We start from the raw sequence: 11613 nt of genomic DNA, 5'->3' as shown, positions 1-11613 counted from the left end.
GGTTCCCGAAAAAACGCGCGACGGGGCCCCGGCTACTTCTCCACGCCGAAGTCGGTGGTGCCGACCGTCGGGTTGAGCTCGACCTTGGTGAACGTCGTGCTCTGCGGCATGCGTCCCCCCTTGCTCGAGAGGCGGTGCGGAATGAGGAGGCCCGCCACCTTGCGGTGGTCACCGAGTTCGACCGTGCGCTCCTCCCCGGTGCTCGTGCGATAGCGGATCTCGACCAGCCGGTGGCTCTTCCGCTCGAAGACCAGCGTGGTGGGCTCGAGACCGGCCGGCGTCACCTCGATGGCCACGCGCGCCTTGTCCTGCGCGAGCGGGCCCTCCTCGACGGGCCTCGCGGCGACCCCCTCGCCGAGGGCGTTCCGCACCACCAGCACGGCGCCGCGCCAGAGGTCGGTCTTCAGCTCGCGCACCTTGTGCGGGGGCAGCGTCTGCCGCTTGCCGCCGGTGGTCTGCGCGAAGACCTTGTCCCCGTCGAGCACCATCACGAGCTGCATGCGCTTCTCCATCGTCAGCGCGATGCGCAGCCGGTCGGGGGGCTGTACGAGCTCGGTGTACTCCCCCTCCATGGGGCCCATCTTCACCTTGCCCGCGAGGCGCAGGGCGCGGACCGCCGAGAGCCGCTTGAGGCCCCCCATGGTGCGGGCCGCCCGCTCGAGGACCGCGCGAGCCGCCTTGCGCTGCGCGGGGGTCACCTCGGCGCTGCCGCGCTCCTTCTTCTCGCGCCGCTCGCGCGCGCTGATCGGGTCGAGGTACGAGAGCTGCGTGAAGGGGATCCCCGCGGCCTTGAGCAGCGGAGCCACCTCGGCGGCCTTGCCCACCAGGCTCACCACGAGGCGCCCGGGCCGGAGGTGCTTCGTCCCGGCCGCGGCGATCTCCTGCGGCGAGAGCCGGTCCACGCGCAGCGGGAGCTCCGTGATGTAGGCGTCGGGCAGCCCGCGGAGCTGCGCCTCGGCGAGTGAGCTCGCGAGCTGCGCCGCGGTCTGGAACTCCATCGCGTAGCCACCCACGATGCGCCCCTTCGCGGCCTTGATCTCCTCGGCCGTGGGGGGCTTCTCGTGCATCCGGCCGAGCTCGCGCTGGACGAGCTTGAGCGTGGCGACGATCTCGGCGTTGCGCGTGAAGCTGGCCACCAGGAACGACCCGTCCGTGGTCGAGGCGTTGAAGCGGCTGCTGATACCGTAGGTCTTGCCTCCCTCGGCGCGCACGACCTGCATCAGCCGCGAGCTGAAGCCGCCCCCGCCGAGCACGTAGTTCATGAGCTTCACCGCGTCGCGGTCCGGGTGGCCGACCGGGATCCCCGCGTGCCCCAGGGCGAAGAAGCACTGGGTCAGGTCGGGCTTGTCCACGAGCAGGACCTTCAGCCCGGGGGCCGGGTCCTTGACCGGCGTGCGCGCGACCTTCTCCGTCTCGGCGGCGCGCCAGCGGCGGAAGAGGGCCGCGAGCTGGGTCTTGAGCTTTCCGCCGTCGAAGTCGCCCGAGACGGCGAGGAGCGCCTGGCCGGGCACGTAGCGCGCGCGGTGGAAGGCCAAGAGGTCCTTGCGCGTGATGCGGTCCAGGCCCTCGTTCGTGAGGGGCCGCCCCGCGGGGTGGTCGTCGCCGTAGAGGAGATTGTTGAAGTGCAGCTCGGCCAGCGTGTCCGGGTCGTCGCGGGCCTCGCGCACGGAGCCCTTGTAGCGGTCGCGCACCTCGGCCATCTCCTTCTCGGGGAAGGAGGGCGCGACGAGCAGGTCGGCCACCATGCGCAGGCAGAGCTCGAGATTCTGGCTGCGACCGCCGCAGCTCACGCTCGTGAACTCGTAGCCCGCGTTGGAGGTGAGCTGCGCCCCCGTGGCCTCGACGGTCTCGGCGATCTGATCGGCCGAGAGGCGCTTCGTCCCGTGGCGGAGCATCTCGGCCACGAAGTCCGCCAGGCCCACGCGGTCGGCGGGGTCATCGATCGAGCCGGCGCGCACGAGGACCTGCACTGTGGCCCACGGGAGGTGCGGGTCGGGGAGGAGCAGCACCGACAGGCCGTTCGGCAGCTTGTAGCGCTCGAGCGACGGAAGCGTGAGCGCGGCGGCCGGGCGCAGCTCCGGGGTGGGGATGAGGTCCTTGCGGCCGGCCCAAGGGTCTTGCGGCGCGGCGGCGACGGGCCGCGTGATGGGCCTGAGGTCCTTGAGCGGCTGGGGGGTCGGGGCCAGCGTCGGGCGGCAGGCCAGCGCGGCGGCGACTCCGAGGAGAAGACCGAGGCGCTTCATCGCGCACCTCCCTTGGCCTTGGCGGAGCTCGCGGGGAGCAAGAGGAGGTTCAGGTTCGCGTCGGTGAGGTAGGTCCCCGCCACGCGCTGCACGTCCTTCGTCGTGACCCGCTCGAGCCGCTTCACCTCCGTCAGGAAGGCGCCCGGATCGCCCTCGAGGTAGGTCGACATGCCGATCTGGTAGGCCAGGCCGTAGAGGGTGCGCAGGCCGCGCAGGTGCTGCGTGGCGAGCTGGTTCTTGGCCTTCTCGAGCTCCTTGGCCGTCACGCCGCTCTTCGTCACGCGGGAGAGCTCCGCGAAGAGCGCGGCGCGCAGCTTCTCCAGGTCGTGGTTCGGCAGCCCCACGCCGTAGACGAAGAAGAGCCCCGGGTGCTCGCGCGGCATGGCGAAGCCGCCCGCCTCGAGCGCGAGCTTTCCTTTGCGCACGATGGTCTGGTAGAGGCGCGAGGCGCGCCCCCCCGAAAGGATCGTGGAGAGCACCTGCAGCGGCAGGAAATCGGGGTGTTTGGCCTCGGGGATGTGGTAGGCGCCGAGGACCACGTTGAGCTGCGAGGGCCAGTCGGCGCGCTTCTCGCGCAGCGCCGTCTGGGCCGGCTCGACCAGCGAGACGCGCGGCGGGGCCTTGCCCTTCGGAACCGGGTCGAAGTAGCGCGCGACGCTCTTTCGCACCTCCTGCTCGTCCACGTCCCCCACCACGATCAGCGTGGCGTTGTTCGGCACGTAGTAGGTGTCGTAGAAGCGCTGGTAGAAGTCCTTCTTGGTCTGGTTGAGGTCGGCGATCTCACCGGCCGGGGTCCAGGCGTACGAGTGCCGCGTGAAGGAGAGGGCGTGGATCGCCTCGAGAGAGCGCCCGATGGGGCTGTTCTCGAGCCGCAGGCGCTTCTCCTCCTTCACCACCTCGCGCTCGCTGGCGATCGTCTGATCGGTCAGCACGAAGTGGCGCATGCGGTCCGCCTCGAGCCGGAGCGCGAAGTCCAGGTACTGGCGGGGCAGCGTGTTGTGATAGGCCGTCACGTCCTCCGAGGTGAAGGCGTTGGTGTTGCCCCCCACGGCCGAGATCATGCGGGCGTGCTCCTCGGGGCGCACGTGCCGCGAGCCCTTGAACATCATGTGCTCGAACATGTGAGCCACGCCGCGGACCCCCACGCGCTCGTCCTTGGACCCCACGTGGTACCAGAGCTGGACCGTGACGGCCGGGACCTTGCGGTGCGGGCAGAAGATGACCTGCAGCCCGTTGGCGAGCTGCCACACTTTCAGCTCTACCTTCACCGCGTGCGAGGCGTTCGAGACGGGCGCGGCGCGCACCGCGTCGACCGGTGCGAGCCCGAGCAGGGCCGTGAGGAAGAGCGAGACCGACGGGCGCATGCGTTCTCCTTGTGGACTCGCCCCCACTTATACCCCACGCCTCGCTGCGCCACAGCCGGAACTTGTGCTAGCTTTCGCGTCGATGCACACCGGCAAGACCGTCTTCGTCGCCCTCGTGACGTCGATGATCGCCAGCACGGCCTTCTACTTCGGCCTGCGCACGCTGACGCAGGCCCGGGGCGCGCGCTACGTGCAGGTGCCGCCGCTGGTCGGGCTCACGGAGGCGCAGGCGCGCCAGCTCCTCGAGGACAAGGCGCTCGAGCTGGCGGTCGGCGAGCAACGCGAGGACGAGCGCGGTCTCCCCGGGCGGGTGCTGAGCCAGATGCCCGCCCCGGGGGGCGAGCTCACGAAGCGGGGTCAGGTCGTGGTGGTGCTCTCCAAGGGCCCGTCCAGGGCGGCGGTGCCGACGCTGATGGGGATGAACCAGGCCCTCGCCCTGCAGCGCGTGAGCCTGGCCGGCCTGCAGGTCGGGCGCATCGTGCGGCGACCGAGCGACTCGGCGCCGAAGGACACCGTGATGGCCACCACCCCCGCGAGCGGCGTACAGCTCGAGCGCGGCGGGCTCGTCAACCTCGAGGTCTCCGACGGCGGGCGCCCGGTCGTCGTGCCGCGCGTGGTGGGGCTCGGGCTGCGCAAGGCCAAGGGGGCGCTGCAGGCGGCGGGGCTGAGCCCGGGGACCGTGCGCTTCGCTTTCGACGAGGACAAGCGCGGAGGCGTGGTGCTGCGACAGAGCCCTGCAGCCGATGCCGCCGTCGCGCGCGGCACCGCGGTCGAGCTCGTCGTCAACGAGAGCGAGTGACGCGGCGGGCGATACTGCTGCCGCTCGCCGAGGCCACCGTCGAGGAGGCGGGGGGCAAGGCGGCAGGGCTCGCGCGCCTCGGAGCGGCGGGGCTTCCGGTGCCGCCGGGGCTCGTGCTCCCCGTCGAGCTCTACCGGCAGGCGCTGCCCGGAGCGCTCCCCGAGCTCGACGCGCCGCTCTCTTCCGTGGAGGAGCGCTGCGCCGCGCTGCTCGCCCACCTCGAGAGCTGGAGACCGTCGCCCGCGCTCGAGGCCGAGCTCGCGGGCGCGCTCGCGACGCTCGGGACGCCGCTGGCCGTGCGCTCGTCGGCCACCTGCGAGGATCTGGCCGGTCGGTCGGCCGCGGGGGTCTTCGAGACCGTCCTCGGCGTGGCGACGCTCGAGGCGCTCGTGGCGGCGGTGGGGTTTTGCTACGCGTCTCTCTGGCGACTCCCGGCCTGGGCCACGCTCCGGGCGCGGGGACGGGCTCCCTCCGACGAGGGGATGGCGGTGCTGCTGCAACGGGAGCTCGTGGCGCGCGCCGGCGGGCTCTCGCTCTCCGTCGACCCGGGGGACGAGGAGCTCGTGCGGATCGAAGGGATCGGCGGCCCGCCGGGACCGCTCGCCCGCGGAGGCGCCGACCCGCACGTGGCGCGGCTCCGACGCCACGGCACCGCCGAGCTCGCCGCGCCGGGTTTTCCGCTCCCCGAGGCGCGGCTCCACGAGCTCCGGCGGCACACGCTCGCGGCGGAGGAGCTTTTCGGCCAGGCGGTCGAGCTCGAGTGGATCTTCGACGGAGAGCGCCTGTGGATCGTGCAGGCGCGGGCCGTGGCGCGGGCCCGGCGGCGCGAGAGCTTCCCGGTCCACTTCCACCAAGCCATCGAGGGCGTGCTCCTCTGGCGCTGGGACCGCGAGCACAACCCCGACCCGCTCTCGCCGGCCCACGCGGGGCTCATCGCGCTGCTCGAGGAGCGCCGCGAGGGAGCGCCCCGGCTCGCCGTGCACGGCGGCTATCTCTACGAGGCGGTCGCCGATCCCGACCTGCGAACTTCCGACGCGGAGGAGCGCGACGAGGAGAGCTGGCGGGCCCTCGGCTCGCGCCTCGCGGCCTTCGAGGCGGAGGTCCCGCTGCTCGACCCGACCGCGCAGCTCGAGCGCGCGGTGGAGTTCTTTCGCGCCTTCCACCGCGACTACGGCGAGGGGATCTCGGTCACGCGTCGGGCGCGCGTCGCGGCCCTACGGCGCTTTCTGCGCCACGAGCTCGGCCGCGACGACGCGGAGCTCTTCGCGGCGCTGAACGTGGCCGAGGAGCACGCGGCGCTCCGGCGCGCGCAGGAGCTCTACGAGCTGGCCTCCTTCGCGCACCAGGACGCCGGGCTGAGCGCGTGGCTGACGGGACAGAGCGCGGTCGTTCCCCCGCCCGTGCTGGATCACCTCGCGCGCTATGGGACCGTGGCGCCGAGCTGGGACGTGGCCTGTCCGACGGTGGCTGAGGTCCCCGAGAGTCTTCGGCCCACCCTCACGGGCCTCGCGGCGGCGCCGTGCTCGCCCGCGGAGGCGCACGCGCGGCAGCTCGCGCGGGCCGACGCGCTCGTCGGAGAGCTCGCCCGCGACCTCTCCTCCGAGCAGGCGCAGCGCCTTCGTCGCCTGGTGTCGAGCGCGCGCAAGGCGCGGGCGCAGAGCGAGGACGACGACCTGCTCTTCGCGCGGGCGCTCTTCGCGGTGCGGTCGGCGCTCCTCGGGGTCGGCCGGCGATTTGCGGCGCGGGGAGGGCTCCTGCAGGTCGACGACGTCTTCTACCTGCCGCTCGAACGGGTGCTCGCGGTGCGGACGGCTGTGGCGTCCGACGACGAGCTCGCGCGTCTGGCGCAGACGGGGCGCGCGAAGTGGGAGCAGGCTCGGCTGCGCGTGCCGCCGCTCACGATCCAGGGGGACCGTCTGACCTACGCCCCCGCGCCGTCGGGGAGGGTCGTGCTTCAGGGGGTCGGGATCGGTGAGGTGGTCCGGGGGCGCGTGCGCCGCGTGGCCGAGATCCGCGCGCTGCTCGATACGGACCTCTCGGGGACGGTCCTCGTCTGTCCCACGCTTCTGCCGGCGCTCGCCACGGTGCTGCCGCAGGTGCTCGCGCTCGTGACCGACCACGGCGGGCTCCTGTCGCACGCGGCCTGCCTGGCGCGGGAGCTCGGCGTCACCGCGGTGGTGGGAACGGGGAGCGCCACCTCGCTGCTCTCCGACGGCGAGCTGGTCTGGGTGGACGGGCGCGCGGGTCGCGTGGTGCGCCTCGGCGAGGGGAGCTGAAGCGAGGCCGGGCTCAGGCTGCCGGGCTCCGTTCTTACCGCAGGGCGAGGCGCAGCAGCACGGCCTTGGCCGCGGTGACGACCCGCGCGAGCTGCGGGTACTGCGAGAGACTCGCGTCCCCGATCCCGGCGAAGTCGCCGGTGAAGATGCCCTTCGAGGTGCTGTCGTAGACGTCCATGTCGGCCGGCGAGACCTCGTCGCCGAGGCGCAGGGCTCCCCCCGGACCGAGGGTGGCGTTACGGATGAGGAGCGCGGCGTGATTCCAGTCGTTGTTGTTCGAGACGGGGTCCTCCGCGTCGCACGCGTTCGGGTCCCAGATGACGATCACTGCCGGGCGGAGGCCGACCCACGCGCGGAGCGCCGCCGGTGCCGAGGCCAGCGCGGGGGCGGCGGCGAGGAAGGTGACCTGCGGCGAATCCACGATGGGGATGGCGAAGTCCTTCAAGACCCCCTTGGCCGTGACGCACTGGACGGTGGTGACGGCCAGCTCGGCCGAGAGAGCCGCGGCGCCCACCGGCCGATAGACGCCGGCGTCCCCCCTGCCGGCGTCTGCCTTGCCGGCGTCCGCCCCGGGCACCGTCACCAGCTCGAGCGGCCCGGGCAACGCGATCGCCGAGAGGGCCTCGGGCCCTCCATCCCTGGGGAGCGTGGTCGGGTCGATGGAGCCTCGAGCCCCACCGTCCTCGACGGGGAAGCTGCTGTGATACGGCTCGAGAAGGTGGCACCCCGACGCCGCCGCCACCAGCGCCACCATCGCGAGGCCCTGGCGGACCGAGCGGTGGCCGAACATCTCCGTCGGAAGGTGCAAGCGGTGATCCAGCTCCCCGTCGGGGGCTGTGTCGCGCAATCTCGCGGGCCTAGCCCGACCTGGGCCATTCGTTCGTGACCCGCCCCCGGGGCCCGACCCCTCACCCGTGGCCTCGCCGGCTACGCTCACCCTCGACCCCACGCCGGTTGTCAGCGAGCCGCTCCCCTGCCCATAATGCAACCCGTGACCCGCACCCACGAGCTCATCGGGACCGTCCTCAGCGGTCGATTCCAGGTCGTCCGCGTGATCGGCCAGGGGGGGATGGGGACCGTCTTCGAGGCGCACCACACCACGCTGCCCCGCCGCTACGCGATCAAGGTGCTGCGCCAGGAGCTCGCGCACAACCGCGACTTCGTCGAGCGCTTCCGGCGCGAGGCGATCGCCGCCGCGCGCGTCGAGCATCCGAACGTGATCCACATCTCCGACTTCGGCCAGATGGAGTCGGGGGCGCTCTACCTGGTGATGGAGTACCTCGAGGGGATCGGCCTCGACGAGGTCCTCTCGCGCAACGTGCGCCTGCCGCTGAACCGCACGCTGCCGATCCTGGCGCAGCTCGCCGACGCGCTCGACCACGCGCACCGCATGCAGGTCGTGCACCGCGACCTCAAGCCCGAGAACATCCTCCTCACCGACATCCGCGACCGCAAGGACGTGGTGAAGCTGCTCGACTTCGGCATCGCGAAGGTGCTGAGCCCCGACGTCTACCACAGCTCGCTGACCAGCCACGGGCAGGTCTTCGGCACGGCCGAGTACATGTCGCCCGAGCAGGCCACGGGCGAGCCGGCCGACGGGCGCGCGGACCTCTACGCCGTCGGGTGTCTGGCCTACGAGCTGATCACCGGCAACCCGCCTTTCGTCGGGCCGCCGGTCACGGTGCTTCAGGCGCACGTGCACCAGGCGGTCGCACCCCCCTCGACGCGGCTGAAGGACCACCCGCTGCCGCCGGGGCTCGACGCGCTCGTCTTGCGCTGCCTGGCGAAGGACCCGGCCAAGCGCTACCAGACCGGCGCCGAGCTTCGTCAGGAGCTGCTGCGCCTGCGCGCCTTCCTCTTCACGCTGGGGGCCGAGCTGACCACGCCGCCCCCCGACACGCACACCCATCGCAAGGTCTCGCGCAAGGCCATGGCCGAGGGGTGGCAGAGCCTCGGCGGGCGCGTCCCCGAGCTGCTCACCGCGGGCGCCGTGGGGCTTGCGCCCGTGGCGGGCGAGCTCGCCGCGACGCCTGCCCCCGGTCCGGCGCAACCGGCGGTGGACCCCGACGAGCTGCGCGAGAGCCTGCACCAGGTGCTGCGCGAGCTCTCCATCGCGCTGATCCAGGCGGCGCTCTTTCCGGCCGAGACCAGCGAGGCCCTCGAGCGGCTGCTCGTGATCGAGGAGGAGAACGCGTCGCTCACGGGGACCATCGCCCTCGCCGAGCAGAACTTCGACCGCATTCGCTTCGAGTTCGGCCAGCGCGAGAAGCGGTTCCGCCACGCGATCATGGACCTGACCATGGCGCGGGCGCAGGTGAAGGGGCGCGCCACGCTCGACCCGGCGCTCGCCGCCGACCTCCAGCCGCAGATCGTGGACCTGAACTTCCAGATCGGCGAGCTGACCAAGCGCTGCCAGGAGCTCGACACCGAGCGCGCGGCGCAGATCCGCGAGCTCGACGCCGAGATCAAACGCTACAAGGAAGGGCGGCTCGAGCGCGAACAGGAAGCGGCCGAGATCTACCACGCCCTCCTCACGCAGGTGGAGGCGCTGCGCCCCGCCGCGCAGGCCGAGCCCCTCCCCGCCCTCTACGCGCGCCTCGACGAGCACCGCGCGGCCCTCGAGGCGGCGCGCAAGCAGGGGTAGGCGGGAGAGGGGGCGCCCAGGCTGGGACATGCCGGGCGCCGACGGCGACCGAACGCGCACGGGGCGTTAGCGTTGGTTGCGGGACCTCGGACACGCCCTCGGCTTCGAGGCTTGGAGAGGTTCGTCAGCAATTGGCGCGTCCCGCATTCGCCCGCGTGGGGGAGCTGCGGCCTCGATTCATCCCCTATAGCCTGCTCGAACGGCACCGGGAGGCCATGGCCCGTTTCGGCGAGGGACTCCGGCCCATCGAGGCGATCGCGTCACAGCCCTCAGGCCACCGCGCCCAGCGCTGCTGATCGGAGCCCCCGAGGAGCGGCGGAGCGATTGGCAGATTTCGTGCACGTGCTCGCCAGCGCCGGCGGCCTGGCGCCTGCCTCATCTGAGGAGATCTGCCGTGAAGCAATTCATTCGCTTGCTGTTGGTGCTCTTCGGGTCGGCTGCGGTCGGTCGATCGGCGCCGCTACACGCTGCGCCCCCCGTGCGGCTGAGCTACAAGATCGTTCGCACCCTCTCCACGATCTACGATCGGAGCGCCAAGAACCCCATCGACTGGAAGATCAACAGCCCCGACGGCATCGCCTGGGACGGCCAGGCGCTGTGGGTCTCAGCGTGCGATAGCCCTGTATTTTCCAGGGTCGACCCGATCACGGGCAAGGTACTGAAAGAGATCGCGCTCGGTTCAGGGACGTTCATCGATCACCTGGACTGGGACGGCCGCTATCTCTGGGGCGCGGTCCACTCCATGCCCGGTCATGTGGGGACCCCCGATGGGCGACTGATCCAGGTGGACCCCCAGCTGGGCAAGATCGTCAAGACGATTGAGGTACCCTTTCGCGACGCCGAGACGATGTCTCCCATGGGGTTGTCCTGGGACGGGACCTATCTCTGGAGCACGGATGTCAAAGACCGGGCGATTTATCGCGTCGATCCGCGCACAGGAGCGGGCAAGGATGTGCCGATCTTCAAGACACCGTCGATCAACGGCACGCAGATCGTGCCCTGCGGCGTTACTTGGAACCATCACGGATGTCTCTGGATCAGCGACCTCAGCCTTGGAGCCTTCTTCCTGGTTGAGCCAGTGACGGGCTCGCTCATCGCGTACTTCGAGCCACCGGACAACCCCGAGCCGACCAAGTTTGGCACCTTCCGGCCCGCCAGCGTGACCAAGCTCTTCACGGGGATGGCGACGGACGGCAAGCGGACCTGGATTCTCGACGAACTGGAGGGCAATCCGCTGATCTACGAGGTGGCCGTGGACCTGCCGAATAGCGGCGTCTGCGCCGCGCGGCCCGAGCCGCCGTCCGCGGGGGACGGTGCGCCCCCCGTTGACGCCGCGCCGCGAGGCGACGCCGGCATCCAGGATGGACGGAGTGGCGCCATTCCCCCACCCGCGGCGCCGCTCTCGGATGCCGGCACACGGGGCGGTTGCCGGCTGGCCGCGGGAGCGGAGTTCGACCGTTTCGGTGCGGGCGCGGCGCTGGCGGGACTTGCCCTATTGCTACTACGGCGGCGCCGTAAAGGAGATCGATGATGCGAGCCAAGATCCACAATGTCCTTCAGGTCGCCCTCGGGCTGGCGTTCCTGGCCGGTGCGGGATGCGGCGGCAGAGCGACCACCGTCGCCGATGGCGGCCACGCGCACGACGGCACGCAGGCGCACGACGTGGGCCTCGGTGGAGCCGATCGGGCGTTGGCTTCCGACGGAAGCCTCGGGGGCGACGCGGGGCGGTCGGCCGACGCGCGACCCGATCACCTGACGAGCCGGCCGGCGGTGGGGGCGGCGTGCGCGAGTCCGACGAGCTGCCCGGCGGGCGGCTCGGGCCGCGTCGTCTGTTTGACCTCCGGGTATCCGGGCGGCTACTGCTCCGTGAGCGGCTGTTCCGGCCACGGTCACGATTGCCCGAGCGATCCGGGGCTCAACGGGACCCCGGGAGGCGACGCGAGCAAGTGTGTCAGCCTCTCCGGCAAGCTGCAGTGCATGCGACTGTGCCGCGATCCTGCGGACTGCGGCAGGACGGGCTACACCTGTGGCCTGGCCCAGGACGGAGCGGGTCACGGCTCGGTCAAGGTCTGCTTGCCGACGGGTTGAGCGGACGCCACGGGGGGGCCACTGGGCCGCCGAGCGGCATCTGCCCGACGAGCCGCCCGGGCGGGAACTCGAGGTTCTGTGCCACCAGAAGAAAGGAGGTAGCCATGCACCGCCGCTGGATGCTTCGACGGGTCGCTCGCTGCACGGAGGGCCACTGACGCCGGTCCTGGGCACGACGTTAAAAGGCCCGTGGGCCCTG

Annotated in this window: 8 protein-coding genes; 5 read left to right on the top strand and 3 right to left on the bottom strand. The window is 71.8% G+C overall.

Annotated features, from left to right (window positions below):
- Positions 1 to 32: 32 nt before the first annotated feature.
- The gene (locus IT371_11050) at positions 33 to 2243 is read right to left on the bottom strand and encodes an insulinase family protein (protein MCC6748189.1); all 2211 of its coding nucleotides are present in this window, start codon (positions 2241 to 2243) and stop codon (positions 33 to 35) included.
- Positions 2240 to 3607: an insulinase family protein gene (locus IT371_11045; protein ID MCC6748188.1), complete on the bottom strand. Its 1368-nt coding sequence runs from the start codon at positions 3605 to 3607 to the stop codon at positions 2240 to 2242. The genes IT371_11050 and IT371_11045 overlap by 4 nt, the downstream gene beginning before the upstream one ends.
- Positions 3608 to 3689: 82 nt before the next feature.
- On the opposite strand from IT371_11045, the gene IT371_11040 reads away from it, so the two are divergent.
- Positions 3690 to 4406 carry a PASTA domain-containing protein gene (locus IT371_11040; GenBank protein MCC6748187.1) on the top strand — a complete coding sequence of 239 codons (717 nt, stop codon included), beginning with the start codon at positions 3690 to 3692 and terminating at the stop codon, positions 4404 to 4406.
- The gene (locus IT371_11035; protein ID MCC6748186.1) at positions 4403 to 6682 is read left to right on the top strand and encodes a hypothetical protein; all 2280 of its coding nucleotides are present in this window, start codon (positions 4403 to 4405) and stop codon (positions 6680 to 6682) included. The genes IT371_11040 and IT371_11035 overlap by 4 nt, the downstream gene beginning before the upstream one ends.
- Positions 6683 to 6716: 34 nt before the next feature.
- Here the strand turns inward: IT371_11035 and IT371_11030 are convergent, their stop codons facing one another.
- Positions 6717 to 7529, bottom strand: coding sequence for a hypothetical protein (locus tag IT371_11030; GenBank protein ID MCC6748185.1), 813 nt, complete (start codon positions 7527 to 7529; stop codon positions 6717 to 6719).
- Between the two features lie 144 nt (positions 7530 to 7673).
- On the opposite strand from IT371_11030, the gene IT371_11025 reads away from it, so the two are divergent.
- From IT371_11025 to IT371_11015, 3 genes are all read left to right on the top strand, one after another.
- Positions 7674 to 9326: a protein kinase gene (locus IT371_11025; protein ID MCC6748184.1), complete on the top strand. Its 1653-nt coding sequence runs from the start codon at positions 7674 to 7676 to the stop codon at positions 9324 to 9326.
- 394 nt (positions 9327 to 9720) lie between these two features.
- Entirely contained in the window at positions 9721 to 10857 is a 1137-nt protein-coding gene (locus IT371_11020; GenBank protein MCC6748183.1) for a hypothetical protein, read from the top strand.
- Complete coding sequence (locus tag IT371_11015) at positions 10854 to 11414, top strand: hypothetical protein (protein MCC6748182.1); 561 nt, start codon at positions 10854 to 10856, stop codon at positions 11412 to 11414. The genes IT371_11020 and IT371_11015 overlap by 4 nt, the downstream gene beginning before the upstream one ends.
- The last annotated feature ends 199 nt before the right edge of the window (positions 11415 to 11613 follow it).

Source organism: Deltaproteobacteria bacterium (assembly GCA_020848905.1).
Classification (GTDB): Bacteria; Myxococcota_A; Polyangia.
This window is presented reverse-complemented; position numbering and strand designations above follow the sequence as displayed.

Excerpts from the sequence above, each read along its gene's own strand:
- IT371_11015 (MCC6748182.1), top strand. The coding sequence starts at position 10,854 with ATGATGCGAGCCAAGATCCACAATGTCCTTCAGGTCGCCCTCGGGCTG.
- IT371_11045 (MCC6748188.1), bottom strand. The coding sequence starts at position 3,607 with ATGCGCCCGTCGGTCTCGCTCTTCCTCACGGCCCTGCTCGGGCTCGCA.
- IT371_11040 (MCC6748187.1), top strand. The coding sequence starts at position 3,690 with ATGCACACCGGCAAGACCGTCTTCGTCGCCCTCGTGACGTCGATGATC.
- IT371_11050 (MCC6748189.1), bottom strand. The coding sequence starts at position 2,243 with ATGAAGCGCCTCGGTCTTCTCCTCGGAGTCGCCGCCGCGCTGGCCTGC.